We start from the raw sequence: 25,975 nt of genomic DNA on the forward strand, positions 1-25,975 counted from the left end.
GGCAGTCTCAAGAGTCGCTGTATGCATATATTGAGGAATGACGTCCATGTCGGCTGATTTCTTCGATTTAAGACTCATATTGCATGCATCTGCGCCTTGAGGTACATATGCTCCATAAGCAAATGCGGGAGGGATGGCGCCATGGTTCAGGACAATCGCGCTCAGGCCGAGGGGGCTGGCTGGGTCACCGGCCGGTCGCTGGTATCCGGTGAGACGGCACCGGCCAAGGCATGGCCGGACAATGCCTGGTACGCGGCCGCCTGGGACCATGAGGTGGGCCGGGCCCTGTTCGCCCGCACCATCTGCGGCAAGCAGCTGGTGTTCTACCGCCAGCAGGACCGCACGCCCGTGGCGTTGGACGACGCGTGCTGGCACCGCCTGGCGCCCCTGTCCAAGGGCCGGCTGGTGGGCGACAGGGTGCGCTGCGGCTACCATGGCCTGGAATACGCCGCCACCGGCCGCTGCACCCACATGCCCTCCCAGGAAACGCTGAACCCGGCGGCCTGCGTGCGCGCCTATCCGGTGGTGGAACGCCACCGGTTCCTGTGGGTGTGGATGGGGGATCCGGCCCTGGCCGACCCCGCCCTGGTGCCCGACCTGCATTGGAACCACGATCCCGACTGGGCCGGCGATGGCCGGCTGATCACGGTGAAGTGCGACTACCGCCTGGTGCTGGACAATTTGATGGACCTGACGCACGAAACCTTCGTGCATGGCTCCAGCATCGGCAATGAGGCGGTGGCGGAGTCGCCCTTCCAGGTGACGCACACGGACAAGACGGCGACCGTCACCCGTTGGATGCACGACATTGAGCCGCCGCCCTTCTGGGCCGCCCAGCTGGGCAAGCCCGGCCGGGTCGACCGTTGGCAGATCATCCGGTTCGAGGCGCCCTGCACCATCGCCATCGATGTCGGCGTGGCCCCGGCTGGCACCGGCGCGCCGGAGGGCGACCGCAGCCAGGGCGTCAACGGCTATGTGCTGAACACCATCACGCCGCAGGCGGATGGCAGCTGCCATTACTTCTGGGCCTTCTGCCGCAACTACCGCGTGACCGAACAGCGCCTGACCCATGAGCTGCGCGAGGGCGTGCACCGCATCTTCGGCGAGGATGAGGAGGTCTTGGAGGCGCAGCAGCGCGCCATTGAAAGCCACCCCGACCGCCGCTTCTACAACCTCAACATCGACGCCGGCGGCATGTGGGCCCGCCGCCTGATCGATCGCATGATAGCGGCCGAAGACGACCGGTCCGCCGGGCGGGGACAGGCGGCGGAGGCCGCCGAATGACACGGGAACGGGTGGCGGAGGATGAGGGCCGGGGCATGCAGGTCGTGCGCGCCCAGCAGGGCCTGCGCGAACTGATCCTGGCGGGGGACCTGCCCCCCGGCAAGCGCGTGTCGGAACCGGCCATGGTGGACAGGCTGGGCGTCTCGCGCACGCCGGTGCGCCTGGCGCTGGAGCGGCTGGCGCAAGAGGGGCTGGTGGCGCCTGGCGCCACCGGCGGCTTCGTCGTCCGCGCCTTCACCGCCGCCGATCTGGCCGACGCCATCGAGGTGCGCGGCACGCTGGAGGGGCTGGCCGCCCGCCTGGCGGCCGAACGCCGCCCCACGGCGTCTGACCTCGCCCCGTTGCGCGACTGCGTCGCGGCGCTGGACGGGGTGGTGGGCCGGCCCGCGCTGAGCGAGGCCGACTTTGATGCCTACGTCCAGCTCAACGCTTTTTTCCATGAGGAACTGACCCGCTTGTCGGGCAGCACCGTGGTCGCCCGCGCCATCGAGCAGGCGGCCGCCCAGCCCTTCGCCAGCCCGTCCGCCTTCGTGCAACTGCACGCGACCGAACCGGTGGGCCGCGACACCCTGGTGATCGCCCAGGACCAGCACCGCCTTTTGCTGGAGGCCATCGGCCGGGGCGAGGGCGCGCGGGCGGCGGCGCTGGCCGCCGAGCATGCCCGCGTGGCCCAGCGGCGCCTGCGCGCCGCCCTGGACGACGGCGACCGCCTGGCCGGGCTGCCCGCCGGGTCGCTGCTGCGCCTGGCCGCCGCGCGGGCCTGAACACATACTGTTACGGGAAAGGAACGACCTATGCGTTTCAAGGCGGAATGGGGACCGGCACGCCTGCTGGCCACCCGTGACGTGGCCGATGGCGTTCGGCAGTTCGACATCCTGCCCGAGGGGGCCGCGCCGGCCCATGGCCCGGGATCGCACATCCAGGTGCAGGTGCTGATCCAAGGCCAGCCGGATGTGCGCCATTACTCCCTGGTGGGCGAGGCGGGCGACGGGGTGCTGCGCATCGCGGTGAAGCGCCTGCCCGACAGCCGTGGCGGCTCCGCCTACATGTGGGGGTTGGAGCCCGGCGCCCGCCTCATGGTCAGCGCGCCCCTGAACCATTTCGAGCTGTCCGTCGGCCGGCCCGACTATCTGCTGATCGCCGGTGGCATCGGCATCACCCCCATTTCGTCGATGGCCCGGGCCTTGGCGCGCCGTGGTGCCCCCTTCCGTCTGCTCTACGCCGCCCGCCGGGCCGCTGACCTCGCCTATGCCGAGGAACTGGGCGCCGTGCTGGGCGATCGTCTGACGCTGTTCGTGGACGCCGACGGGCGCTTCATCGACTTCCCGGCGGAACTGGCGCGGGTGGCGCCGGGGGGCGAAGTCTACATTTGTGGCCCCGCGCCGATGATGGCGGCGGCGCGGCGGGCGTGGGAGGCGCTGGGCCGCCCACCAGCGGACTTCCGGCTGGAGACCTTCGGCGCCGGCGGCGGCCAACCGGCCCAGCCCTTCGTCGCCCGGGTGCCGCGCCTGGATGTGGAGGTGACGGTGCGGGCCGACCAGACCCTGCTGTCAGCGTTGCGGGAGGCCGGCGCCGACCTGATGTATGACTGCCAGCGGGGCGAGTGCGGCCTTTGCGCCCTGGACGTGCTGGATGTCGCGGGCGGCTGCCTGGATCACCGCGACGTCTTCCTGAGTGAGCGGCAGAAGGCCGAGGGCCGCCAGATGTGCGTCTGCGTCTCCCGCGCCACCGGCACGGTCACGCTGGACACCGGGCACCGGCCAGGGTGAGGGCTTATACCAGCGGCACGAGATTCTGACTCGTGCCGCTGTCGCCCGCGACTGCGGGCGCCGGAGATTTCTGGGGAGCCGAAGGCGGACTGGAAATCGAGGATCAGCCAAGGCGGCGGACGCCGCCGCCCGGCGCCTGAGGGGGCATTTGGTCACGATCAAATGCCGCGCGTATTACAGCGGTGCTGGCCGTCGCGCGTCCAGGATGCGGACGTCCGCGCCGTGCAGGACCACGGCGGACAGGCGGCCGCTGCGGTAGGCGCCGGTGTCCACGGCGATGCGCTGGGGCAGGATGTCCACGTCCGGCACGATGGTGTGGCCGTGGACGATGACCTTTTCGTGCGGCCCCTCCGCCAGCATGAAGGGCGCGCGGATCCACAGCAGGTCCTCCGGCGCCTGTTCCACCAGCGGCACCCCGGGGCGGATGCCGGCGTGGACGAAGGCATAGTCGCCATAGACCACCCAGTGCTCCAGCCCCTCCAGAAAAACGCGGTGCGATGGGGGCAGTTGGGCCGCCAGCGCCTCGCTGAGCGCCAGGGCCTGCAGCACCGGCGCCCCCTCGATCACCACCGGCAGGCCGTAGCTGCGCAGTGTCGCCGGGCCGCCGAAATCCAGCCAGCGCAGGGCGGCCAGCGGATCCTCCAGGAAATCCAGCATGGTTTGTTCGTGGTTGCCGCGCAGGCAGTGGCGGCTGAAGCCGGGCAGCATGTCGTCCAGGGTGCGGCCGGTGGCATCGCCGCCGCCGCGCAGCAGGTCGATCACCCCATGGCTGTCCGGCCCCCGGTCGACATAATCGCCCAACATGATCAGCACGGGCGTCAGCGGGCCATGGCGCCGCTCCATCCGGGCGTGGTCCCGGGCGATGGCCTCCAGCAGTTGGCGCAGCAGCCCCAATTCGCCATGGACGTCGCCCACGGCATACAGGACGTGCCCCTCCGGCGCCTGCGGCCCGATGGATTCCGGGGCGGGCTCTGCCGGCCTGAGGGCGGCGCGCAGTCGGTTCAGCATCGCGAGGACATCCGAAAGGGATGCGGGATGATCAACGGTACGGGGTTCGCCGGTCCCTTGTCACCCTCCACGGACGTTTTCGCGCCGCAGGGCTGACGGCGATGAAACGCATTCAGACCTGGCAGACCTGGACGCCGGCCGTCGGGAAGGGTTTAGCGGCGGCCGGCGCGATACTCCCGGGGACTGACACCGAACTGCGCGCGGAAGCTGCGGCTGAAATGCGACAGGTCGTTGAACCCGGCGTCATAGGCGATGGTGCTGATGCTGCTGGCGTCCGGGCCGTGGCTGGCGCGCAGCGCCGCCGCCACCAATTCCAGGCGGCGTGTCAGGATGTAGGCGGTCGCGGTGGTGCCGAGGCTGGCGAACACCATCTGCACGTAGCGCTGTGTGATGTCCAGCGCGGTGGCGATGGCGGCGCTGGACAGGTCCGGATCGCGGATATGGGCGTCGATGTGGGCGCGCACCCGGCGGGTCCAGTGGGTCAGGGCGCCGCGTCCGGCGCCCAGCCCCTCCATGGGCACGCCCGCCATCTCGCCGCGATAGGCCAGGGCCACCACGTCCAGCACGATGTCCGTCACCGAGGCGCCCCAATCCGCTTCCGGGGGCAGGCCGGATTGCAGGGTGAGCGACCGCAGCAGGGACAGCAGCATGCGGGATTCCGGCCGGCCGCCGTCCATGCGGAGGCCGACGAAACGCTCCGGATCCGCCATCCGCTGGGTCAACAGCGATTGGGGCAGCTTCATCACCAGCATCTGGTTGGTGTCGGTGAAGCCGATCGAATAGGGGCTGCGGGTGTCGCACAGGGTCCAGTCCCCGTCGTTCAACAGGGCTTCGCGCTTGCCCTGCCGGTTCAGGCTTCGGCCCCGGTGTTGGGCGTGGATCTTGAAGCACGCCTCCTCCCGCTCCGTCCCCTGGGCGGGCAGCCGCGACACGGTGGCGGCACCGGATTCCACGTAGGCGAAATCCAGGCGCCCCAGCGGTTGGTGCACCATGGTCGCGCTGAAGTCACGGTCCCGGGGGTCGACGGCCACGTTGTTGAACGCCTTGCCGACGATGTCGTTCCAGTAGCCCCGCCGCTTTTCCGGGGCCACGCCGTCGACGGAAAATCGCTCCATCGCGCCCATGGCTTCTTCCTCCCTGTTCTTTTCGCCCGTCGCCGGCCGCCGCCGGACCGTCCTGTCGGACTGTCTTCGGGGCACGGGTTGGACGGAAACCTCAGCATATCCGCAATTGTTATGGCACACAACAAGTGGCCGTCCGCGTCGCTGGCTGATGGACGATTACTTCGCCTGGCGCCAAGTCGCGTTCGCGTCGGCCCAAGATCATCGCCCCGGCCCGTGTTTGCCTTGACCGCTTGGAATGGCGGGAGTGTTGGATGGGCGGCGTGCGGAATCAGGATGAGGACGGCCTGCTGGTGACCACGCCGGCCGGCCGGGTCCGGGGCGTGGTTCGGGACGGTGTCAGGGTGTGGCGCGGGATTCCCTTCGCAGCCCCCCCTGTCGGCGATCGGCGCTTTCGCGCGCCCCAACCCGTCGAGCCCTGGCCAGGGGTGCGCGATGCGTCCGAGTTCGGCGCGATACCGATGCAGAAGCGGGGTTTCGAGGCGATGGGGGGTGCCGGTGAGGCGACGCCCATGGCCGAGGATAGCCTGACGATCAACGTCACGGCGCCGCTGGCGCCGGCCCAGCGCCCCCGTCCCGTGGTGGTATGGATTTATGGCGGGGCCTTCGCCCTGGGCGGCAGCAGAAGCGAGCTGTTCCGCGGTGATCGCCTCGTCACCACGGGGGACGTCGTTTTCGTCAGTTTCAACTATCGGCTGGGTCTGTTCGGCTTCAACGATTTCAGCCCCTGGTCGACGCCGGACCATCCCATCGACGGCAACCTCGGCCTGCGCGACCAGATCGCGGCCCTGCGATGGGTCCAGGGCACGATCGCCGCCTTCGGGGGCGACCCCGGCAACGTGACCATCGCCGGCCACTCGGCGGGCGCCACGTCCGTGCTGTCGCTGATGTGCGCGCCGCCGGCCGCGGGCCTGTTCCATCGCGCTTTCGCCATGAGCGCCGCCGGATACAGCGTTTTCGGCCGCGCCCGGCATGCCGTGCTGGCGCGGGAGATTCTCGGCTCGCTGGGCCTGGATCCGGCGGACGCGGCCGCGACCGGCCAGGCGCTGAAACGACTGCCGGCGGATCAGCTGGTGGCGGCGGCGTCCCGGCTCTTCTACGAGATCGCGCCGGATGCCTACCCCGGCATCCTGGCCGCCACCCCCGTCATCGACGGTGATGTCCTGCCGCGCCATCCGGTCGACGCCTTCCGCGAAGGGACCGCGCATCCGGTGCCCCTGGTCATCGGCACGATGTTCCGGGAGGCCGCCATCCTGGACAAGGGCTTACCCCTGATGCCCAGCCGCGTCAGCCGGCTGGAGGCGATGTTCCGCGCCACCGATCCCGGGATCCGGGATCGGATCGCCGCCGTCTATCCCGGTTATCCATCGCGCAAGACGGCGGTCGATATCGCCGGCGACTTCACGTTTTGGGCCCCCTCCGTGCTGATGGCGGACGGCCATTCGCGGCGCGCGGACACCTGGGTCTATCGCTTCGACTATGCCACCCCCCTGGCGCGGCTGGCGTTCGGTGGGGCCACCCATGCCCTGGATCTTCCCATGCTGTTCGGCACCACCGGGGAAGGCGACCTCGGCCGATTGGATCTGTTTCGCCGCCGCCGGTCCAAGGCGGTCAGCCAGCGCTTCCAGGACGCGTTTCTCGCCTTCGCCCACGGCCGCGCCCCCGGCTGGTCGCGCTATGACGAAGGGGCGCGGCTGACGCGGATATTCGACACCACGGACCGGGAGGAAAGCGACCCCGGGCGGCAGCGGCGGATCGCCTGGGGCGATTATCGCGGCCCCGGTTAACCGGCCGATCTGTTCGTCCGGCACCAAGTCCCCTTCGCCACCTTCCAAGAACCAGGCGTCCCGTCCGTGCTTTCCTGACGTCATCGACAACCGGGCCGCTCCCAAGGCCCGGGCCGAAAACGGGAGGCGGGAAGAATGAAAACGTCAGGGCGCGGCACGCGCCGATTGGGTCTCATGGTTGGCGCGTCGCCGGTCTTGCTGGCGGCGCTATTGGCGGCGCCGGCGCGATCGGCCGAAAAGGCCACGGACCAGGTTCAGGAAATCATCGTCACGGCGCAGAAGCGCGCCGAAAATGTCCAGGATGTGCCCATCGCCGTGTCCACCTTCTCGGCCGAGGCGTTGCAGGGCAAGGGGATCGACGATGTGCAGCGCATCGGCGGCCTCGCCCCCAATGTCACGCTGGATGCGGGGTCGCCGTTCTCCGGCTCCTCCTCCGTCCTGTCGGCGTCCATCCGGGGCATCGGCCAGGACGACTTCGCCTTCAACCTGGATCCGGGTGTCGGCGTGTACATCGATGGCGTCTATCTGGCCCGCACCGTGGGCGCCAACAGCGATCTGATGGACGTCGACCATATCGAGGTGCTGAAGGGTCCGCAGGGCACCTTGTTCGGCCGCAACACCATCGGCGGCGCCATCAGCATCGTCACCCGCCAGCCCTCGGAGGATTTCCACGCGACCGCCGCCATCACCGGCGGCAGTTTCAACCGCATCGATGTCGCCGCCGCGGCCGACATTCCCCTGACCGACACGCTGTTCAGCACGGTGACGGTTTCGTCCAAGAAGCGTGACGGCTACCAGCAGGTGGTGCCTTATCCCGGCGCCAGCGGCACGATCACCGACACCGCCGCCTTCACACGCTCCGGCTCCGGCACGTCCGACACCCAGGGCGGGCAGAACAGCCAGACCATCCGCGCCAAGCTGTTCTGGAAGGGCAAGGGGTCGGTCACCGACGCCTTCACCGCCGATTACACCCAGGAAGACCAGTCGGCCACCGCCAGCAGCCTGCTCGGCACCGTGCCCACCGGCGGGTTGCTGTCCATCTACAACCTGTGTGTCACAGCACCGGCCGCGACCATCGCCGCCCTCAGCGCGATGCCCGGCAACCCGAACTTCACCAACGCCTGCGCCCTGCCGCGGGGTGTGGTGGGAACGGCGCTGACCACCGGCCCGCGTCTCAGCTACGGCAACCAGTTCCTGTCCGGCGATATCGACAAGACCTACGGCAATGGCCTCAGTTTCTCACGCCTGCAGTCCTTCGGCTTCGCCAACACCCTGGACTGGGAACTGGGCGAGGATCTGGACCTGAAGTCCATCACCGCCTACCGCCGCCTGTTGTGGCGCACGGGGCTGGATGCCGATGGGTCACCGCTGACCATCGCCGAGTTGTCGTTCAGCATGGACCAGCACCAGACGTCCCAGGAATTCCAGCTGACTGGCAAGGCCCTGGATGGAAAGCTGCACTTCGTCAACGGCGTCTATTTCTTCAATGAGGGCGGCAACCTGCACGACTACGTCACTTTCGACGAAGGTCTGTTGCAGTTGGATGGCCCCAACAAGTTGGACACCACCTCGGTCGCCGGCTACAGCCATATGAATTACCAGGTCACCGACCGCATCGGCCTGACCTTCGGTGGCCGCTACACCTGGGAACACAAGACCTTCGAAGGGGCGCAGTCCGACCTGAACGCCCTGAACTACAAGCTGTCGGGCTGCTATCCCGTGTCCGAGGTCTGCCGGGCGGCCCTGGGCTTTCCTGTCGCCGGGCAGCCGTTGCGCTATTATCCGGCGGGCGTGAACACCAAGGACTACTACATCTTCACGCCCCGCCTGGGGGGTGAATACCACCTGACCGACGATGTCATGGCCTACACCTCGTGGTCCAAAGGCTTCAAGTCGGGCAGTTGGACCACCCGTCTGTCCAACCCCCTCAGCACCGCGCCGGACTTCGGGCCGGAAAAGGCCGAGACCATTGAGTTGGGCGTGAAGTCGGAACTGCTGGATCGCCGCCTGCGGCTCAACGTGGCGGGCTTCCACACCGATTACACGGGCATCCAGCTGAACTTCCAGGAAGGCGTGTCGCCCACCCTGCACAATGCCGGCGACGCGGAGATCTGGGGCGGCGAGGTCGAGGCCCAGGTGGCCCTGGGCGGTGGGTTCACCCTGGATGGCACACTGGGCTATCTGCACGCCCGCTACACCCGGGTCGACCCCCAGGTGGTGGGTGTGACCCTGGACAGCCGCCTGCCCAAGACCCCGAACCTGAAGTTCAGCGTCAGCCCGGCCTACACCGTCGACCTGAGCAATGGGGCCAGCCTGCGGGTCACGGTGGACTACACCCACACCAACCCGATGTACAACGACACCGCCAACACGGCCCTGTTGGAGCGCCAGTCCACCAACGTGGTGAACGCCTCTGTTACCTACACCTCGTCCGACGAGCGCTGGCAGGCCACCGTGGGCGGCAGCAACATCACCAACGACCGCTACCTGACCACGGGCAACGAGAACGATGCCGCCGGCGCCATTTTCGGCACCTACAACCCGCCGGCGCAGTGGTTCGCCACCCTCAAATACAAATACTGAGCCTGGGATAGAAGAAATGACCAAGCAGTTGGCGTCCAGCGCACCTGACCTCCCGCACCTGGATCTCCCGCACATGGGGCAGGTTGACGATCCCTGGGGGGGCGTGGGGGAGGGGCGGCTCTTCACCGGCGCCTGGGTCCAGGCCCGGGGTGGGGTGATCGAGGTGAAGGAACCGGCGACCGGCCGGGTCCTGACCCTGGTCGGGCGGGCGGAGGCGGCCGACGTCCGGGCCGCCGCCCAAGCGGCACGGGTGGCGCAGGTGGACTGGGCGGCCCGTGCCCCCACCGCCCGTGCCGAGGTGGTGGAGGAAGCGGCGCGGGTCATGGGCGGCATGGCGGACACCGTGGTCCGCTGGCTGATGCGTGAAGCCGGGTCCGCCGGGCCCAAGGCCCAGGTGGAACATCAGCACGCCCTGGGTTTCCTGCGCCACGCCGCCGCCATGGGGCAGGAGCCGCAGGGCCACATCCTGGCCTCTGTCCCGCCGCGCCGCAGCGTGGCGGAACGCGTGCCCCTGGGCGTGGTCGGCGTCATCGCCCCCTTCAACTTTCCCCTGGTGCTGGCCCTGCGGGCGGTGGCGCCGGCGCTGGCCGCCGGCAACGCCGTGGTGCTGAAGCCCGACCCCCGCACGCCGGTGTCCGGCGGCTTCCTCATCGCCCAGGCTTTCGCCGCCGCCGGCTTGCCGCCGGGGCTGCTGCACGTCCTGCCCGGCGGGGCGGATGTGGGGCAGGCCCTGTGCGCCGACCCGGACATCGCCATGATCACCTTCACCGGGTCCACCGGCGCCGGCCGGGCGGTGGGCGAACTGGCGGGGCGCCACCTGAAGAAGGTGCAACTGGAGCTGGGCGGCAAGAACGCCTTGGTCATCCTGGACGATGCCGATATCGACCTGGCCGCCCGCAACGCCGCCTGGGGCGCCTGGCTGCACCAGGGCCAGATCTGCATGAGCACGGGGCGCATCCTGGTGCATCACAGCCTGCACGACGACCTGGTGACGCGCCTGGCGGCCAAGGCGCGGGCGCTGCCGGTGGGTGACCCGCTGGACGGCGTGGCCATCGGCCCCCTGATCGATCCCGGCCAGGTGGCGCGGGTGGACGCCATCGTCCAGGCCAGCGTGGCGGCGGGCGCCCGTCTGGTGGCGGGCGGCACGCATGACGGCCGCTGCTACGCCCCCACCGTGCTGGCCGGCGTCACCCCGGGCATGCCGGCGTTCGATGAGGAAATCTTCGGCCCGGTGGCGGTGGTCACGGCCTTTGCCGATGATGACCAGGCGGTGGATCTGGCCAACCGGGGCCAGTACGGCCTGGCCGCGGGCGTCATTGGCGCCAATGTCGACCGCGCCGTCCGGCTGGGCGCCCGTCTGCGCACCGGCCACCTGCACATCAACGACCAGACGGTCGTGGCCGAACCCCAGGCGCCCTTCGGCGGCATGGGGGCGTCCGGCAATGGCAGCCGCATCAGCGGCCCCGCCAACTGGGATGAATTCACCACCTGGCGCTGGACCACGGTCCAGCCCACGGCCCCGGCCTACCCCTACTGACCCCCCCGCACCGGAAACGACCCCATGGCCCAGACCATCCTTGCCGCCGTGGCCCACGGCATCCAGGCCCCCCTGACGCTGGAGCGGGTGGCGATCGATGAGCCCCGCCCCGGAGAGGTGCTGGTCCGCGTTGTCGCCGCCGGCGTCTGCCATACCGACATGGCGATGCGCGACCAGGAACTGCCCGTGCCCGCACCGGCGGTGCTGGGGCATGAGGGGTCGGGCGTGGTTGAACGGGTGGGGGCCGGGGTGACGGCGGTCGCGCCCGGCGACCGGGTGGTGATGAGCTTCAACTCCTGCGGCACCTGCCCTTCCTGCGCTGACGGCCTCCCGTCCTACTGCCATGACTTTTTCGCCCGCAACTTCAGCGGCCGGCGGGCCGATGGCAGCAGCGGCCTGGCCTGGGGGCGGGACACGCTGGGGGCCAACATCTTCGGCCAGTCCTCCTTCGCCACCCGTGCCCTGTGCCATGAGCGCAACGTGGTGAAGGTGCCCGGCACGGTGCCGCTGGATATCCTGGGGCCTTTGGGCTGCGGCGTGATGACCGGGGCGGGGGCGGTGATAAACGCCCTGGCGGTGAGGTCCGGCCGGTCTTTGGCCGTGTTCGGCGCCGGTGCCGTGGGGCTCAGCGCCGTCATGGCGGGCAAGGTCGTGGGGGCGGGTGCCATCATCGCCGTGGATGTGGTGGACCATAGGCTGGATCTGGCGCGGGATCTGGGCGCCACCCACACGTTCAACCCCAAGCGCGACGATGTGGTGGCGGCCATCCTGGCCCTGACGGGGATGGGCGTGGACTATGCCCTGGATACGACCGCCCGGCCGGCGGTGGTCGGGGATGCCACGCGCTGCCTGGCCCCCCGGGGCGTCTGCGGCCTGCTGGGCGCCCTGCGCTTTGGCGAGCCGCTGCCCATCGACGGCGGCCACCTGTTGAGCGGTGGCCGAACCGTTCGGGGCATCGTCGAGGGCGACGCCGATCCGCAACGCTTCATCCCGCAGCTGGTGGACCTCTACCAGCGCGGCCTGTTCCCCTTCGACCGGCTGATCACCTTCTATCCCCTGGACGCCATCAACGACGCGATCCGGGATTCCGAGACGGGGCGCACGGTGAAGCCGGTGGTGCGCATGCCGGACGCGGTTTGATCAGGCGCTTCCGGCGGCGGGGGGCGGGGACAGGTCCAGCAATCCGGCCAGGGTGCGGCGCGGTTTCACCAGGTCGGCCAGGGTGTAGTCGTCCAGCACGGCCAGGAAGGCGCCCAGCGCCTCCTTCAAGGCGTACTTCAGCACGCAGGTGGGGTTCAGCCGGCAGAAGGCGGTGGAACTGTCGGAAAAGCACTCCAGGATGTCCAGCTCCTGCTCCGTCGCGCGGACCACGTCGCCGATGCGGATGTCCTCCGCCCTGCGGCCCAGGCGCAGCCCGCCGCCCCGGCCCCGCACCGCCTCGACATAGCCCAGCTGGCTCAGCTGGTGCGCCACCTTCATCAGGTGGTTCTTCGAGATGCCGTAGGTCTGGGCGATGTCGCTGATGGTGGCCAGCCCATCGGACTTCAGCGCCAGGAACACCAGCGTGCGCAGCGCGTAATCCGTGTAGCTCGACAACCGCATCACGACCTCAAAAAATGTACCCTGAATGCCTTTATAAGCATTGCGGGGGACCGTTCAACCCCGGGCCGATCCCGACGCGGATCCGGCTTGGGCGCTTTCCGAGCCTGCCCACGCCCCAAGCTCAGACGCCGATGATCCCTCTGTTCCCTTTGGCGCAAAGGGATTGCTCATCCGGAGACGGGGGCCCGGGGCTAGACTGGGGGATGTCCTGGCCTCACTTTATCGACCGGTTGGGGAACCATGCCCTTTCCCAATGGCGGGCCAGACCAATCGCTAACGGCTTGGACAATTCGTCTTCTGGACGTCTGGCCGCTGCGGCACGACCCTCGGGGCCATCCAACGCCGGGCGTTCCCCATGCGGGGAACGGCCCCATTCCCGGCGAAGCAGAAAAGGGGGACCAGTCTCATGTCACTGGATCCATTGATACTTTCCCGCTTGCAGTTTGTCTGGGTGGTGGCTTGGCACATCCTGCTGCCGGCCTTCACCGTCGGCATCGCCTCTTACATCGCCCTGCTGGAAGGGCTGCACACCTGGACCAAACGGCCCATCTATCTCACCGTCTCAAAGTTTTGGATCCGCCTGTTCGCCGTCACCTTCGGCATGGGGGTCGTCAGCGGCATCGTCATGCCCTTCCAGTTCGGCACGAACTGGAGCCGCTTCAGCGACGCCACCTCCAACGTCGTCGGCCCGCTGTTCGCCTATGAGGGGCTGACGGCCTTTTTCCTGGAGGCCGCTTTCCTGGGCGTGCTGCTGTTCGGACGCAAGCTGGTGCCGCCCTGGGCCCATTTCGTGGCGGCCACCATGGTGGCGACCGGCACGCTGCTGTCGACGTTCTGGATCCTGGCGGTGAACAGCTGGATGCAGACGCCGCAGGGCTACACCGTCATCGACGGCCGCTTCTTCCCGGCCAGTTGGGTGGACATCATCTTCACCCCCAGCTTCCCCTACCGCCTGGCCCACGTCGTCAGCGGCTTCTACGTCACCACCGCCTTCGTCGTGCTGGCCGTGGGCGCCTACACCCTGCGCAAGGGCCGCTTCGTGGAGGAGGCGCGGGTGATGATGCGCATGGCCCTGGGGTTCCTGACCCTGTTCGTGCCCCTGCAGATCGTGCTGGGCGACATGCACGGCCTGAACACCCTGGAACACCAGCCGGCCAAGTTGGCGGCGATGGAGGGCTTGTGGGAGGGGGGGCAGGGCGTTCCCGCCTCCCTCTTCGGCTTCCCCGACCAGAAGGCGGAAACCAATCATTGGGAAATCGCCGTGCCCAAACTGGGCAGCCTGTACCTCACCCATCATTGGGACGGGGCGGTGAAGGGGCTGAAGGATTTCCCCGCCGATGAGCGACCGCCGGTCATCGTCGTCTACTGGGCCTTCCGCGTCATGGTGGGCGTGGGCCTGCTGATGCTGGCCATCGTCGGCGTCGGCTGGCTGCTGCGCTGGGGCGGGCGGCTTTACACCACCCGCTGGTACCTCCGTGGCCTGCAATGGGCGGGTCCCTTGGGATTCATCGCCGTGCTGGCCGGCTGGACGACGACGGAGGTGGGGCGCCAGCCCTGGACCGTCTATGGCCTGATGCGCACGGCCCAGTCGGTGACGCCGTCGCTGACGGGTGCTGACGTCCTGATTTCCCTGCTGATGTACCTGGCCGTCTATCTGCTGATCTATCCCACGGGGTTCTTCTTCCTGCGGCGCATCGTGCGCAACGGCCCCATGGACCATGACCCGGAGAACGAGACGCTGGTGGAGAGCGGCCGCCCGGCTCAGCCGGTGGTCGCGCTGCCGCTTCCCCACGCCACCCCGACGACCCTCAATCAAGGAGACGCGTGATGAGCGGTCCCACCCTCGACCTGGTTGGTGTCTGGACGGTGATCCTGGGCGCCGGCGTCTTCTTCTATGTGCTGCTCGACGGCTTCGACCTGGGCGTCGGCATGCTTTATGGCCTGAACCCTGACAGCACCTCGCGCGGCATCATCATGAACTCCATCGCGCCCATCTGGGACGGCAACGAGACATGGCTGATCCTCGGGGGCCTGGCCCTGCTGGCGGCGTTTCCGCTGGCCTTCGCCATCATCATCCCGGCGCTTTACTTCCCCGTGTTGCTGATGCTGCTGGCCCTGATCTTCCGGGGCGTGGCGTTCGAGTTCCGCTTCAAGGACAAGGAACACCGGGGCTTCTGGGACAACGCCTTCGCCTACGGGTCGGCGGTGGCGACGTTCGCCCAGGGCACGGTGCTGGGCGCCTTCATCCAGGGCTTCCAGGTGGAAGGGCGGCAGTTCACCGGCGGCTCCTTCGATTGGCTGACCCCCTTCTCCGTCATGACCGGCGCGGCCCTGATGGCGGGCTACACCCTGCTGGGCGCCGGCTGGCTGATCCTGAAGACGGAGGGAGGGTTGCAGGACTGGGCGCGGGTGCAGGGGCGGCGGGCGCTGGTCCTGGTGCTGGCCGGCATCGCCATCGTCAGCCTGTGGACGCCCTATACCCTGCCGGATATCGCCCAGCGCTGGTTCAGTTGGCCCAACATCGCCTTCCTGGCGCCGGTGCCGTTGGCCGCCCTGGTCCTGGCATGGGCGACCTGGCGCAGCCTGGGGCGGGACCACCACGCCTGGCCCTTCATCTACGGGGTCGGCTTGTTCGTCACCGCCTATCTGGGTTTGGCCATCAGCCTGTGGCCCAACATCGTGCCCCACAGATATTCCCTGTGGGACGCCGCCAGCTCGGAAAGCACGCAGGCCTTCCTGCTGGTCGGCACCTTGTTCCTTCTGCCCATCATCCTGCTGTACAGCGGCTGGTCCTATTGGGTGTTCCGGGGCAAGGTGAAGGCGGACGCGGGCTATCATTAAGGTCCGGGTACGCCGGCTTTGCGGGTCACTGGTTTCTTGCGGCGGCGGTCATTTCCAATGGCCGCCGCCAGTCGCCATCCCCCGCTGTCAATCCAATGGAACTGCGAAACGATCCGCCTGGGCGGCGGAGGGCCGCACGCGACGAAAGCGGCACGTGTTTCCCGAACAGAATTTCTCATATTTGAGTTTTGGACGACGGCTTCGCTTCCCTATAGCATCAATAGCAAGGTGTCTTTATTAGCATCAATGCAATAAATTGCTCAGCGGAATAAAATGGAGAAGTTGTCCAAGTCCTTGTCTACGGATTTTTCTGATCAGACTTTCCTTGAAAATAGCGATGGCAAGCCGCTTCGGCATAATCCGGACACCATAAGATTAATCAAGGAAATGTATGCATCAGGACTGTCTATGGCAAGGATCGCTGGCGCGATCAACATGAGTCAAAGTTACGTTTCAATCGTCATAAATTGGTATTTTCCAGATGTCTCGAAGAGATATTTCTTGAGCTCCATGGAAATGAAGGAGGATATCGAGGCCCTTTTAAAATCGGGGGAAACGATTTCGTCGATTGCGCTTATTTTGGGGAAGAAAGTTGGCACGGTAAAGCAATATATTTATCGAAATATACCGGGGTATGGCGGAACGAATAATGTTGACAAAAAAACTATTAACTTGGTTGGCGACCTTTACAGATCAGGAAAAAAAATACAAAGAAATAAGTTCGGAGCTTAGCATATCTGAGTATTATGTGAGGAATATAATCGGTCAATTTTATCAGGATCTGCGCAAGCGAAGCCCGGAATCGTCGAAGTTGCGAATATCAAAAATCGAACAGATGTTACGCGACGGTCATAGTTACAAGGATATCGCCCAAGAATTGGGAATAAGCCTGGGTAATGTCCATTCCCTGGTTTTCCGGTATTTCCCAGCGTCGCGCCGGGGCCCGCTCGGCGGGAAATTCGTCAGGAAATAGTGGGCGGACCAGCTTGCCCGCCCGGCGGTGGCCGTCACGCCGCCACGCGCGGCCGGCACCAATAAGGCGCGTAGCGCAACGCGAACAAGGCGAAAGCGCCGGTCCACAAGATCGCTGACAGGACCAGCGGCGCCAGCGGCAGGCCACCCGTCAAGCTGGCCGCGATGCGGGACAGCGCGGCGCCGTTGACCAGCAGGTAGACCCAGACGGTCACCCGATCGGCCGTCAGCGTCCGGCCCGTGTGGCCCAGGGAAGCCCGGCTCATGACGGCCAGCATCATGGTGCCGATGGCGCCGGCGGTCAGCGCGTGAATGGCGGCGGCCAGGGGCACGGCATTGGTTAGCAGCGCGCCACCCAGCAGGGCGGTACCCGCCACCACCCAGAAATAGCCGAGATGCAGCACACCCAGCAGCGGTTCGGCCCGTGTGGCCCAGCCCCGCCACCGGGCCAGACGCGCCAAGTTCAAGGCGCTGGCCAGCAGCAGCAGGCCACCGGTAATGGCGGCGGCCACGCGCCCGCCATCGGCCAGGAAGGCCCAGGCCAGCAATCCCGACGGTAGGCTGGCCAGCGCGAGGCGGTCGATCAGGCCGGGGCTGGCGGGTGGCAGGGTGGCGGCCCCGCGCTTCGTCAGCCAGTTGCGGGTGAAGGTCGGAATGATGCGTCCACCGATGGCGGAGATCAGGATGATGATGGCGGCCAGGCCCAGGCGCCAGCCCAGGCCGGCGGGAACCGCAACCCCCGCCCCCTCCGCCATCATCAACCCATCGGCGGTGGCCAGCACCAGCAGGGGCACGGTCATGACCAGGTTGCGCCGGTTGCGCGCGGCCACCACCTGGCGCGCGGCGTAGACGGCGAGCGCCAGGGGCAGGCCCGAATCCACCATGGCCACCAGGGCCGCCGGCGGCGTGCCCACCAAATTGGCCAACGCCAGCAGGCGGGCCGCCAGCCAAAGACCCACCAGGCCCGCCAGGGGCGCTCCCCGCAAGGGTGGCCGGCCGGTCCAATTGGGGATGGCGGTCAGGATGAACCCCGCCACCCCGGCCATGACGAAGCCGAACAGCATCTCATGGATATGCCAGGCCAGCGGGTCCAGGCCACGCGGTCCGGCAATCGCGCCGCTCATCAGCGCCACCCACAGGCCCAGCGCCACGGCGGCCCAGACCGCCGCCGCCAGGAAGAAAGGACGAAAACCCTCCGCCAGCAGGATGGGGCCGGCATAGGGTGCGGGGGTGGTGGCCATGGGGAATTCTCCGGACGGGATGTGCGATCCCCACCAGAATGGTCCCGCTTCGCCGTCCGGACGTTGCGCCGGCGCAAACTATCCGGCGGTTGGCTCGCCCTTCGCTCCGTCGCCATTGATTTCCTTTTCCAGGCCTGCGACGGCCGGCCCCGGAATTTTTGGGCGCGCGTCAGCGGACTGAAAAATGAGGATGGCAACCTTACAATGGCCAGTCGCTGCCGGCGACGAACAGCCCCGCCAGGGTCTCGATCCCGGCCTGGTCCAGGGTGTCGAAGCGGGCGGGGCTGGGGCTGTCCAAATCGATGACACCCAGCACTTGGCCGTCCAGCAGCAGCGGCACCACCAGTTCGGAGCGTGAGGCGGCGTCGCAGGCGATGTGGCCGGGGAAGGCATGCACATCGTCCACCAGCACGGACTGGCGCCGCTCCACGGCGGTGCCGCAGACGCCCCGGCCCACGGCGATGCGCACGCAGGCGGGCTTGCCCTGGAAGGGGCCCAGCACCAGTTCACGCGTGCCGCCAAGATTCCCTTTGGCCGCGTTGCGCATGAAATAGAAGCCGGCCCAGTTCAGGTCGGGCAGGGTGGTGAACAGCAGCGCGGACAGGTTGGCGGCGTTGGCGATGGCGTCACGCTCGTCCGTCAGCAGGCCGGTCAGGTCCAGCGCCAGGTCGCGGTACAGCGTGGCCTTGTCGCGCGGCGTGTCAGGGGTGCGGGCTTGGAACATGGTCAGGCGTCCTTGAGGATGGAATAGGGGTGGTGGGCTCAGTCCAGCCGCGCCAGCCAGGGGGCAACTATACGCCGTGCCTGGTCGGCGGCGCGGGTGGCCATCACAGCCCCCTCCGCGCGCAGCTCCGGCACCGCCACGCGGGCGGCCGACAGTTCCGCCGCATGGCCCACATACCAGAGGTCCAGCCGCGCGGGGTCGGCCTCGATATGGAACTGCAAGGCCAGGGCGTGGGTGCCATGGCTGAACGCCTGGTTGGGATAAAGCGCGTTGGACGCCAGCCGGGTGGCGCCCTGCGGCAGGTCGAAGGTGTCGCCATGCCAGTGCAGCACCTGGGCCCCCGGCACCGCCAGCGGCGCCAGGCAGGACGCCCGGCCGGCCTCCGTCAGATCCAGGGCGCCCCAGCCGATCTCCTTGGCGTGCCCGGCATAGACCCGTGACCCCAGCGCCCGGGCCATCAGCTGCGCGCCCAGACATATGCCCAGGGTGGGCCGTCCGGCGGCCAGGCGCCGTTCCAGCAGCGCGATCTCTTGGGCCAGGAAGGGGTAGGCGTCCTCGTCATAAACCCCGATGGGCCCGCCCAGCACCACCAGCAGGTCGGCGTCGTGGATCGCCGCGTCGTCCAGGTCGTCGATGGGCGCCTCGCGGTACTCCACCGTCCAGCCCGCGTCCGCCAACACCGGCGCCAGCAGGCCCAGATCCTCGAACGCCACATGGCGCAAGGCGATGGCTTTCTTGGAACGCGACATGGGGCACCTCCGGCAAGGGGGAAGGGAGGTCCGTTATAGGAGGTGGGGGCGGATGGCCGGTAGGGGAATTTGTGCCTAATCCCGCCCTTCCTCCGCCATCGCCGTCAGCGCCGCCACGTCGTGCAGGGTGATGCGGACCCGTCCGTTGCGGCGGCCGCTGGACAGCCAGCCGCGCTTCTCCCACGCGGCCAGGGTGCGGCTGGCGGTGTGCAGGGTGGTGCCGGACAGTTCGGCCAGGTCCTTGCGGGTCAGGGGAAAGGCCAGGGTCGTGCCGGTGCCGTCCGGCGCCTGGTCGCGCTTGGACTGGGCCGCCAGGCGCAGCAGGGCGCGGGCCAGGCGTTGCTCCACCCGGCCGGTGGTGACCTCGCGCAGGCGGTCCTGCACCTCCATCAGCCGGCGGCCGATGACCCCCACCAGGTTCAGGGCGATGGCGGGGTGGCGGGTGATCAACTGGCGCAAGGTGGTCTCCGTCCAGCGGATTTCCACGCTGTCGGCCACCGTTTCGGCATCGGCGGGATAAAGGCGGTCGGTGAACAGGGGCACGGTGCCGAACATCTCCCCCGCGCCGATGAAGCGCAGGGCCACCTGCGCGCCCGCCGCGTTGCTCTGGCTGATGCGCACCCCCCCGCTCAGCAGGGCGTGGCAGTGCGGGGCGGGGTCGCCCTGATGGAACAGGGGCGTGTGGCGGGGCACGGTGCGGATGTGGGCCGCCGCCATCACCTCCGCCAGCGCCGCCGCTTCCAGACCCCGGAACAGTTCCATGCCCGCCAGGGCCTGCGGTGGCCAGGCGGGTGCCAGGGGTGGGGATGACGGGGCGCTGCTGTCGGTTTGGGGCATGGGGCGAGGATACCGTGCCCCTCGCCGCGGGAGAAGGGGCCGGGCGCCGATGCGCTGGCGGCAGGGAAGGGATGAGCGATGGGCCATTGCGCGCGGCCGCCGCCCTTTGCACCCTTCGTGAAACGCCACGTATCGATAATCGGGAGTGCCACGGATGAACATCGGTGTCATGGGGGCCGGCGCCGTCGGCTGCTTCTACGGGGCGCTGCTGGCGCGGGCCGGGCACGCCGTGACCCTGGTGGGCCGGCCGGCGCTGGTGCGGGCCGTGCGCGCGGATGGCTTGCGGCTGGAGATGAGGGGCTTCGATGGCACGGTCGCCGTGGATGCCGTCGCCGGGCCGGAGGGGTTGGCCGGGGTCGACCTGGTGCTGTTCTGCGTGAAATCCGCCGATACCGAGGAGGCGGGGCGCGCCCTGCTGCCCCACCTGAAGCCCGGTGCCGTGGTGCTGGCCCTGCAGAATGGCGTGGACAACGCCGACCGGCTGGCGGCGGTGCTGGGCCGGCCGGTGGTGCCGGTGGTGGTCTATGTCGCGACCGACATGGCCGGCGCCGCCCATGTCCGGCATCACGGGCGGGGCGACCTGATCCTGGGCCCGGGTGCCGATAGCGAGCGGGTGGCCGACCTGCTGCGGGCCGCCGCCATTCCGGCCACCGTGTCGGCCGGCGTCACCGCCGCGCTGTGGGACAAGCTGATCATCAACTGCGCCTACAACGCCCTGTCGGCGGTGGCGCAGGTCAGCTACGGCACCATGGTGACCGTGCCCGCCGTGCGCGACGTCATGGCCGATGTCGTGGCGGAGGCGGTGGCCGTGGCGCGGGCGTGGGATATCGCCGTGGCCGACGACATCCTGGAGAGGGTCATGGCCCTGGCGGCGGCCATGCCCAACCAGCTCTCATCCACCGCCCAGGACCTGGCCCGGGGCAAGGCCAGCGAGATCGACTATCTGAACGGCCATATCGTGCGCCAGGGGGCGGCGCTGGGCATCGCCACGCCCGCCAACCGCGCCCTGCTGGCGATGGTCAAGCTGCTGGAGGCCAAGGCCGCCGCCTGACGCCTTGGGCTAAAGCCGGATGTGCAGACCCCGGCGGTGCAAGGGGAGAAGCACCAGGACCACCAAAGCCAGGATCCCCAGCGCGCAGGTGAAGGAGGCCAGGTAGGGGTCGGCGATGACCGATCCCGCCAGCTGGTCGCCCCAGCCTTGCGGGGTGAGGGCGCCGCCCGCCGCCGGGATGAAGGGCACGCCGCCCACCGCGCAGAGGATTTGCGACAGGCTGAAGGCCAGGATGGCGTTGCCACCCAGCACGCGCAACGGGAAGGTCGCCGCGTGGGCCAACGGCGCCGCCCCCCGGTCCAGCAGGGCGGACAGGACCACCAGGATGCCCAGGGAAAAGCCGCTGCTGAACAGGGCGAAGCTGCTGGTCCAGATGCGCTTGTTGATGACCAGCACAGGGTCCAGCGCCAGGCCCGCGACCATCAGGATCACGGCCGCCTCCAGCAGCAACAGGCGGGGCCCCCGGCCTTGGGGCTGCGCCCGCAGTGCTGTGCCGGCCAGCACGCCCACCAGCACGTTGACCGTGGCGGGCAAGGTGGACAGCAGACCCTCCGAATCGTAGACGACGGCCCCGGCGGCGTCGGTGCCATAGGGCCAGAGATGGGCCACGGTGAAGACCCCACGGTCGATCCAGGACGGCAGGTTGCCGCCCGGGTCCAGGTGGCCTGCCCCGATGCCCGGCACCGGCACCCAAACCAGCAGCGCCCAATAGCCCAGCAGAAGGAGGGCGATGGCCGCCAGCAGGGCCGGACGGTTCAGCAGGGGGCGATGGTTCACCCCCGTCGTGGCCGTCACCAGGCATAGCGTGGTGACCAGCGCGTAGCACAGGCCGATGCGCTGCAGGATGCCGGGCAGGCGCAAATGCGCCAGGTCGAAATAGGGCAGGGCGTTCAGCACCAGGCCCAGCGCGATCAGCGACACCGTGCGCCGGGCGATCTTGGCGGTGGCGGCGCGTTTGTCCCGCGCCAATTGGGGCCACGACAGGGATATCGCCAGGCCGACGCTCAACAGGAAGGTGGGGAACACCATGTCCGCCAGGGTCCAGCCATCCCAGGCCGCGTGCTTCAGCGGGGCGTAGGCCTTGGCCCAATCCCCCGGGCTCGTCACCAGGATCATGCCGGCGACGGCCAGGCCGCGCAGCACGTCCAGCGACAGCAGGCGGCGGTTCGGTGGGACATCGGCGAGGCTGCGCGCGTCCGATGGGGCGGCGGCGGCGATGGTCATGGCGGTCTGGTCCTCCCCGTTCTTGTGAGGCCACCATGACAGAGCGTGACAACGTTGTCACATGATGAATGCCCGTTGGTTTAACGGGACGGCTTGGCCGCGATGCCGTTCACCAGGATGTCGATGACGCCGTCCATCCAGGCGTCCTCGGTGGGGATGTGCAGCAGCAACTGGTGGTAGATGGCGCCGAAGGTCATGTCCAGGATGGTCTGGGGCGACACGTCCGCGCGGATCGACCCATCGGCAAGTCCCCGTTGCAACAGGGGCATGATCTCGGCGCGGCGGGGGCCCACCAGCTTTTCCTTGTATAGGCGCAGGGTTTCCGGGTCGCGCTGACATTCCGCCAGGATGCCGGCGATGATGGCGCCGGTGCCGCCCCGCATGGCGCGCGCCACCGATTTCAGCAGGCGGCGGTACTCCGCCAGCGCGTTGTCGCCTTGGGGTTCCAGCGACATCTCGCGGTTGATGGTGTCCAGCGTCGCCTCCATGGCGATGGCGCCGCGGCTGGGCCACCAGCGGTACAGCGTGCTGCGCGAGGCGCCGGCCCGGCGGGCGACCTTGTCCAGGGTCAGGCGGGCCAGGCCCTCTTCCTGCAACAGCTCATAGGTCGCCTTCAGGATGGCGGCGTGACTGGCATCGCTGCGGGGCCGGCCGACGGGGGCCATGGGGTGTCTCCTTACGCAAGAACGACCCGCGCGGGTGGGTCTGGCCCAACATATGCGCCATCCACGGGCCGAGGCGAGAGGGGCGAGATATTACGGTACAACATGCCTCGTATTCTAAGGCGCCGCTGCTCCTAATTTAGAAACGGTCCATATTGTATCGAAACTGGAGCGCGTCACTCCCCCCCATTTCGAAGGAGGCTTCCATGGCCAACATTACCGACACCGGTGCCGTCCCCGCGCTCTCTGGCGCCCAGGCGGGCGGTGGCCGTCTCAAGCGCATCCTGCTGGCCGGCGCCGGCGTCGCCGCCCTGGCTTTCGCCGCCCACGCCGGCATGGATTACTGGCGGACGGGCCGCTTCCTGGTGGAAACCGACGACGCCTATGTCGATGCCGACGCCTCCACCATCGCCCCGCATGTCTCTGGCTACATCGCCCAGGTCCTGGTGGACGACAACCAGGTGGTGAAGGCCGGCCAGCCCCTGGCCGTGATCGATGACAGGGATCTGGCGACGGCGTTGGCCCAGGCGCGGGCAGCCCGCCAGACGGCGGAGGCCAAGGTCGCCAACATCGTCTCGCAGATCACGTTGCAGCAGGCGCTGATCGACCAGGCCGCCGCCCGCCTTGTATCGGCCAGGGCCGCCGCCGCCTTCGCCAGCCAGGACAGCGACCGCTTCAACCAGCTGGTCGCCACCGGCGCCGGCAGCGCCCAGAAGGCGCAGCAGGCGACGTCGGTGCACCGGCAGGCCGAAGCCGATGTCACCACCGCCGAGGCGTCGGTGGTCGCCGCCCGCCAGCAGGTGGACGTGCTGAAGACCCAGCGCGCCGCGGCGGAGATGGAGGTGGAGCAGGCGGAGGCCGTGGAACACCAGGCGGAGCTGAACCTGGGTTATGCCACCATCACCGCCCCGGTGGACGGCGTCGTCGGTGCCCGGTCGGTGCGGGTGGGCCGGTATGTCCAGGCCGGCACCCAGCTGATGGCGGTGGTGCCGCTGCGTCAGGTCTATGTCGTCGCCAACCTCAAGGAAACCCAGCTGACCGACGTCAAGCCGGGCCAGCCGGTGGACATCGCTGTCGACACCTATCCCGGTGTCGTTGTCCATGGCCGGGTGGACAGCATCTCCCCCGCCAGCGGGCTGAAGTTCGCCTTGCTGCCGGCCGACAACGCGACGGGCAATTTCACCAAGATCGTCCAGCGCGTCCCGGTCAAGATCCGGCTGGACGCCGATGCCGCCGCCGGCAAGGGCGCTGTGCAGTTGCGGCCCGGCATGTCGGTTGAGCCCAGCATCAACACCAAGGACGCCGCCAACTGATGGCGCCCGGCAGGGGAGTACAAGATCATGGCGAACACGGTGAAGACCGCGCCGGCCGCCGAGGCGCCCGTCGGCTTCCGCACCTGGCTGGCGGTCGTGGGGTCGATGATCGGCGCCTTCATGGCGGTGCTGAACATCCAGATCACCAACGCCTCCCTGCCCGACATCCAGGGCGCCATCGGCGCCGGCATCGACGACGGCGGCTGGATTTCCACCTCATACCTGGTGGCGGAGATCGTGGTCATCCCGCTGACCGGCTTCCTGGTGCCGGTGTTTTCGCTGCGCCGCTACCTCCTGACCAACACGGCGCTGTTCCTGGCGCTGTCCGTCGCCTGCGCCTTTGCCGGCACCTTGCAGCAGATGATCGCGCTGCGCGCCTTGCAGGGCTTTTTCGGCGGCGTGCTGATCCCGCTGGCCTTCACCATCACGCTGACCATGCTGCCGCGTTCGAAGCAGCCCGTCGGGCTGGCCCTGTTCGCCCTTTCCGCCACCTTCGCGCCGGCCATCGGCCCCACCATCGGCGGCTATCTGACCCAGACCTACGGCTGGCAATACATTTTCTACGTCAACGTCGTGCCGGGCGCGATCATGCTGGCGGCCCTGTTCCCCACCCTGCCGGCCGCCCCCATGAACCTGTCGCTGCTGAAAAAGGGCGACTGGCCGGGCATCGCCACCCTGGCTGTTGGCCTTGCTTCTTTGCAGACGGTGCTGGAGGAAGGCAACAAGGACGACTGGTTCGGCTCCCCCCTGATCGTCAAGCTGTCGGTGGTGGCGGTGCTGTCGCTGGCGACCTTCCTGTGGGTGGAACTGACGGCGCCTCATCCGCTCCTGAACCTGCGGCTGTTGATGCGGCGCAATTTCGGCTTGGGCAGCGTCAGCAACGTCATCCTGGGCATGGCGCTCTACGGCTCCGTCTTCCTGCTGCCCAACTACCTGTCGCAGATGCAGGGCTACAACTCCGAACAGGTGGGGGAGGTGCTGGCCTGGACCGGCCTTCCGCAGCTGGCCCTCATCCCCTTCGTGCCCTTTCTGATGAAGAAGGTCGACGCCCGCGTCCTGGTCGGTATCGGCTTCGTCCTCTTCGCCGCCAGCTGCTTCCTCAACATCCACCTGTCCAAGGATTACGCGGCCGATCAGCTGATCCTGCCCAACGTCGTCCGCGCCATCGGCCAGTCCCTGGTCATGACCCCCCTGTCGGCGCTGGCCACCGGCGGCATCGAGCGGGAGAACGCGGGCTCGGCCTCGGCATTGTTCAACATGATGCGCAACCTGGGCGGCTCCATCGGGATCGCGGGATTGCAGACCATCCTGACCAAGCGGGAACAGTTCCACTCCACCGTCGTCACCAGCCATGTCACCGCCTTCAGCGAGGCCACGGCCGAGCGGATCCAGCAGTTGCAGCAGCGCTTCATGGACCTCGGCGCCGATACCGATGTCGCCTGGAACCAGGCGGTCCAGGCTATTGGCAAGACCGTGAAGGCGCAGTCCTATCTGCTGGCCTACGGCGACGCCTTTTATCTCATGGGTTCCGCCCTGGTGCTGGCCCTGCTGGCGGCCCTGATGATGAAGAAGACCAGCGGTGGCGGGGCGGGGGCGCACTAGAACGAGATGTGATCACCTGTGATCACATCTCGCTCGTCACCTGTTCCGCTCCAACGGGGCCGGTCAAG

The 25,975-nt window shown here is 68.3% G+C and carries 23 protein-coding genes; 14 read left to right on the forward strand and 9 right to left on the reverse strand.

What is annotated here, in order from left to right; translation table 11 throughout:
• The first annotated feature begins 141 nt into the window (after positions 1-141).
• From FHS74_RS28295 to FHS74_RS28305, 3 genes are read left to right on the forward strand one after another with little or no spacing between them, the layout of a single operon-like run.
• The gene (locus tag FHS74_RS28295; RefSeq protein WP_184807615.1) at positions 142-1,284 is read left to right on the forward strand and encodes an aromatic ring-hydroxylating dioxygenase subunit alpha; all 1,143 of its coding nucleotides are present in this window, start codon (positions 142-144) and stop codon (positions 1,282-1,284) included.
• Positions 1,281-2,048, forward strand: a complete 768-nt coding sequence (locus FHS74_RS28300; protein ID WP_184807616.1) for a GntR family transcriptional regulator — start codon at positions 1,281-1,283, stop codon at positions 2,046-2,048. The genes FHS74_RS28295 and FHS74_RS28300 overlap by 4 nt, the downstream gene beginning before the upstream one ends.
• A gap of 30 nt (positions 2,049-2,078) precedes the next feature.
• Positions 2,079-3,053 (forward strand): PDR/VanB family oxidoreductase, encoded by a 975-nt coding sequence (locus tag FHS74_RS28305; protein ID WP_184807617.1) that lies wholly within the window; start codon positions 2,079-2,081, stop codon positions 3,051-3,053.
• Between the two features lie 174 nt (positions 3,054-3,227).
• Here FHS74_RS28305 and FHS74_RS28310 read toward each other — a convergent pair whose 3' ends face one another.
• Together FHS74_RS28310 and FHS74_RS28315 are read right to left on the reverse strand one after the other, a co-directional pair.
• Positions 3,228-4,061 (reverse strand): metallophosphoesterase family protein, encoded by an 834-nt coding sequence (locus FHS74_RS28310; protein WP_184807618.1) that lies wholly within the window; start codon positions 4,059-4,061, stop codon positions 3,228-3,230.
• Between the two features lie 152 nt (positions 4,062-4,213).
• Positions 4,214-5,185, reverse strand: a complete 972-nt coding sequence (locus FHS74_RS28315) for an AraC-like ligand-binding domain-containing protein (protein ID WP_184807619.1) — start codon at positions 5,183-5,185, stop codon at positions 4,214-4,216.
• A gap of 251 nt (positions 5,186-5,436) precedes the next feature.
• On the opposite strand from FHS74_RS28315, the gene FHS74_RS28320 reads away from it, so the two are divergent.
• From FHS74_RS28320 to FHS74_RS28335, 4 genes are all read left to right on the forward strand, one after another.
• Positions 5,437-6,969 (forward strand): carboxylesterase/lipase family protein, encoded by a 1,533-nt coding sequence (locus FHS74_RS28320; protein ID WP_184807620.1) that lies wholly within the window; start codon positions 5,437-5,439, stop codon positions 6,967-6,969.
• 135 nt (positions 6,970-7,104) lie between these two features.
• Positions 7,105-9,552, forward strand: a complete 2,448-nt coding sequence (locus FHS74_RS28325; protein WP_184807621.1) for a TonB-dependent receptor — start codon at positions 7,105-7,107, stop codon at positions 9,550-9,552.
• A gap of 16 nt (positions 9,553-9,568) precedes the next feature.
• Positions 9,569-11,089 (forward strand): benzaldehyde dehydrogenase, encoded by a 1,521-nt coding sequence (locus tag FHS74_RS28330; protein ID WP_246463433.1) that lies wholly within the window; start codon positions 9,569-9,571, stop codon positions 11,087-11,089.
• Between the two features lie 24 nt (positions 11,090-11,113).
• Positions 11,114-12,229 carry an NAD(P)-dependent alcohol dehydrogenase gene (locus FHS74_RS28335; RefSeq protein ID WP_184807622.1) on the forward strand — a complete coding sequence of 372 codons (1,116 nt, stop codon included), beginning with the start codon at positions 11,114-11,116 and terminating at the stop codon, positions 12,227-12,229.
• On the opposite strand, the gene FHS74_RS28340 is transcribed toward FHS74_RS28335, so the two are convergent.
• A complete protein-coding gene (locus FHS74_RS28340; RefSeq protein ID WP_184807623.1) occupies positions 12,230-12,691 on the reverse strand; it encodes an Rrf2 family transcriptional regulator in 462 nt (153 codons plus the stop codon).
• A gap of 406 nt (positions 12,692-13,097) precedes the next feature.
• Here FHS74_RS28340 and FHS74_RS28345 point away from each other — a divergent pair, with 406 nt between their 5' ends.
• The 4 genes from FHS74_RS28345 to FHS74_RS31375 all read left to right on the forward strand — a co-directional run bounded on the left by FHS74_RS28345 (position 13,098) and on the right by FHS74_RS31375 (position 16,505).
• Positions 13,098-14,519 carry a cytochrome ubiquinol oxidase subunit I gene (locus tag FHS74_RS28345; protein WP_184807624.1) on the forward strand — a complete coding sequence of 474 codons (1,422 nt, stop codon included), beginning with the start codon at positions 13,098-13,100 and terminating at the stop codon, positions 14,517-14,519.
• The gene (gene cydB / locus FHS74_RS28350) at positions 14,519-15,532 is read left to right on the forward strand and encodes a cytochrome d ubiquinol oxidase subunit II (protein WP_184807625.1); all 1,014 of its coding nucleotides are present in this window, start codon (positions 14,519-14,521) and stop codon (positions 15,530-15,532) included. The genes FHS74_RS28345 and cydB overlap by 1 nt, the downstream gene beginning before the upstream one ends.
• A 273-nt stretch (positions 15,533-15,805) precedes the next feature.
• Entirely contained in the window at positions 15,806-16,264 is a 459-nt protein-coding gene (locus FHS74_RS28355) for a helix-turn-helix transcriptional regulator (protein ID WP_184807626.1), read from the forward strand.
• A 103-nt stretch (positions 16,265-16,367) separates the two neighbouring features.
• The gene (locus FHS74_RS31375; protein WP_184807627.1) at positions 16,368-16,505 is read left to right on the forward strand and encodes a sigma factor-like helix-turn-helix DNA-binding protein; all 138 of its coding nucleotides are present in this window, start codon (positions 16,368-16,370) and stop codon (positions 16,503-16,505) included.
• A gap of 34 nt (positions 16,506-16,539) precedes the next feature.
• Here the strand turns inward: FHS74_RS31375 and FHS74_RS28365 are convergent, their stop codons facing one another.
• From FHS74_RS28365 to FHS74_RS28380, 4 genes are all read right to left on the reverse strand, one after another.
• Positions 16,540-17,745, reverse strand: coding sequence for an NnrS family protein (locus tag FHS74_RS28365; protein WP_184807628.1), 1,206 nt, complete (start codon positions 17,743-17,745; stop codon positions 16,540-16,542).
• 199 nt (positions 17,746-17,944) lie between these two features.
• Positions 17,945-18,469 carry a GAF domain-containing protein gene (locus FHS74_RS28370; protein ID WP_184807629.1) on the reverse strand — a complete coding sequence of 175 codons (525 nt, stop codon included), beginning with the start codon at positions 18,467-18,469 and terminating at the stop codon, positions 17,945-17,947.
• Positions 18,470-18,507: 38 nt separating this feature from the next.
• Positions 18,508-19,218, reverse strand: a complete 711-nt coding sequence (locus FHS74_RS28375; RefSeq protein ID WP_184807630.1) for a glutamine amidotransferase — start codon at positions 19,216-19,218, stop codon at positions 18,508-18,510.
• Between the two features lie 75 nt (positions 19,219-19,293).
• A complete protein-coding gene (locus tag FHS74_RS28380; protein ID WP_246463434.1) occupies positions 19,294-20,055 on the reverse strand; it encodes a Crp/Fnr family transcriptional regulator in 762 nt (253 codons plus the stop codon).
• 154 nt (positions 20,056-20,209) lie between these two features.
• Here FHS74_RS28380 and FHS74_RS28385 point away from each other — a divergent pair, with 154 nt between their 5' ends.
• On the forward strand, positions 20,210-21,106 hold the full coding sequence (locus FHS74_RS28385) for a ketopantoate reductase family protein (RefSeq protein ID WP_184807631.1): 897 nt from the start codon (positions 20,210-20,212) through the stop codon (positions 21,104-21,106).
• Between the two features lie 9 nt (positions 21,107-21,115).
• Here FHS74_RS28385 and FHS74_RS28390 read toward each other — a convergent pair whose 3' ends face one another.
• Both FHS74_RS28390 and FHS74_RS28395 read right to left on the reverse strand, forming a co-directional pair.
• On the reverse strand, positions 21,116-22,330 hold the full coding sequence (locus FHS74_RS28390) for an acyltransferase family protein (RefSeq protein ID WP_184807632.1): 1,215 nt from the start codon (positions 22,328-22,330) through the stop codon (positions 21,116-21,118).
• A gap of 80 nt (positions 22,331-22,410) precedes the next feature.
• A complete protein-coding gene (locus FHS74_RS28395) occupies positions 22,411-22,995 on the reverse strand; it encodes a TetR/AcrR family transcriptional regulator (RefSeq protein WP_184807633.1) in 585 nt (194 codons plus the stop codon).
• Positions 22,996-23,198: 203 nt separating this feature from the next.
• Here FHS74_RS28395 and FHS74_RS28400 point away from each other — a divergent pair, with 203 nt between their 5' ends.
• Both FHS74_RS28400 and FHS74_RS28405 read left to right on the forward strand, forming a co-directional pair.
• On the forward strand, positions 23,199-24,305 hold the full coding sequence (locus FHS74_RS28400) for an HlyD family secretion protein (RefSeq protein ID WP_184807634.1): 1,107 nt from the start codon (positions 23,199-23,201) through the stop codon (positions 24,303-24,305).
• Positions 24,306-24,332: 27 nt separating this feature from the next.
• Positions 24,333-25,907, forward strand: coding sequence for an MDR family MFS transporter (locus tag FHS74_RS28405; RefSeq protein ID WP_184807635.1), 1,575 nt, complete (start codon positions 24,333-24,335; stop codon positions 25,905-25,907).
• Positions 25,908-25,975 lie beyond the last annotated feature (68 nt).

The sequence above is a fragment of the Nitrospirillum iridis genome, assembly GCF_014205765.1.
GTDB lineage: Bacteria > Pseudomonadota > Alphaproteobacteria > Azospirillales > Azospirillaceae > Nitrospirillum > Nitrospirillum iridis.

Bases quoted from the DNA above. Each gene is read 5' to 3' on its own strand.
- FHS74_RS28295 (WP_184807615.1), top strand. From the start codon at position 142: ATGGTTCAGGACAATCGCGCTCAGGCCGAGGGGGCTGGCTGGGTCACC.
- FHS74_RS28300 (WP_184807616.1), top strand. From the start codon at position 1,281: ATGACACGGGAACGGGTGGCGGAGGATGAGGGCCGGGGCATGCAGGTC.
- FHS74_RS28305 (WP_184807617.1), top strand. From the start codon at position 2,079: ATGCGTTTCAAGGCGGAATGGGGACCGGCACGCCTGCTGGCCACCCGT.
- FHS74_RS28310 (WP_184807618.1), bottom strand. From the start codon at position 4,061: ATGCTGAACCGACTGCGCGCCGCCCTCAGGCCGGCAGAGCCCGCCCCG.
- FHS74_RS28315 (WP_184807619.1), bottom strand. From the start codon at position 5,185: ATGGGCGCGATGGAGCGATTTTCCGTCGACGGCGTGGCCCCGGAAAAG.
- FHS74_RS28320 (WP_184807620.1), top strand. From the start codon at position 5,437: ATGGGCGGCGTGCGGAATCAGGATGAGGACGGCCTGCTGGTGACCACG.
- FHS74_RS28325 (WP_184807621.1), top strand. From the start codon at position 7,105: ATGAAAACGTCAGGGCGCGGCACGCGCCGATTGGGTCTCATGGTTGGC.
- FHS74_RS28330 (WP_246463433.1), top strand. From the start codon at position 9,569: ATGACCAAGCAGTTGGCGTCCAGCGCACCTGACCTCCCGCACCTGGAT.
- FHS74_RS28335 (WP_184807622.1), top strand. From the start codon at position 11,114: ATGGCCCAGACCATCCTTGCCGCCGTGGCCCACGGCATCCAGGCCCCC.
- FHS74_RS28340 (WP_184807623.1), bottom strand. From the start codon at position 12,691: ATGCGGTTGTCGAGCTACACGGATTACGCGCTGCGCACGCTGGTGTTC.
- FHS74_RS28345 (WP_184807624.1), top strand. From the start codon at position 13,098: ATGTCACTGGATCCATTGATACTTTCCCGCTTGCAGTTTGTCTGGGTG.
- cydB (WP_184807625.1), top strand. From the start codon at position 14,519: ATGAGCGGTCCCACCCTCGACCTGGTTGGTGTCTGGACGGTGATCCTG.
- FHS74_RS28355 (WP_184807626.1), top strand. From the start codon at position 15,806: ATGGAGAAGTTGTCCAAGTCCTTGTCTACGGATTTTTCTGATCAGACT.
- FHS74_RS31375 (WP_184807627.1), top strand. From the start codon at position 16,368: ATGTTACGCGACGGTCATAGTTACAAGGATATCGCCCAAGAATTGGGA.
- FHS74_RS28365 (WP_184807628.1), bottom strand. From the start codon at position 17,745: ATGGCCACCACCCCCGCACCCTATGCCGGCCCCATCCTGCTGGCGGAG.
- FHS74_RS28370 (WP_184807629.1), bottom strand. From the start codon at position 18,469: ATGTTCCAAGCCCGCACCCCTGACACGCCGCGCGACAAGGCCACGCTG.
- FHS74_RS28375 (WP_184807630.1), bottom strand. From the start codon at position 19,218: ATGTCGCGTTCCAAGAAAGCCATCGCCTTGCGCCATGTGGCGTTCGAG.
- FHS74_RS28380 (WP_246463434.1), bottom strand. From the start codon at position 20,055: ATGCCCCAAACCGACAGCAGCGCCCCGTCATCCCCACCCCTGGCACCC.
- FHS74_RS28385 (WP_184807631.1), top strand. From the start codon at position 20,210: ATGAACATCGGTGTCATGGGGGCCGGCGCCGTCGGCTGCTTCTACGGG.
- FHS74_RS28390 (WP_184807632.1), bottom strand. From the start codon at position 22,330: ATGACCATCGCCGCCGCCGCCCCATCGGACGCGCGCAGCCTCGCCGAT.
- FHS74_RS28395 (WP_184807633.1), bottom strand. From the start codon at position 22,995: ATGGCCCCCGTCGGCCGGCCCCGCAGCGATGCCAGTCACGCCGCCATC.
- FHS74_RS28400 (WP_184807634.1), top strand. From the start codon at position 23,199: ATGGCCAACATTACCGACACCGGTGCCGTCCCCGCGCTCTCTGGCGCC.
- FHS74_RS28405 (WP_184807635.1), top strand. From the start codon at position 24,333: ATGGCGAACACGGTGAAGACCGCGCCGGCCGCCGAGGCGCCCGTCGGC.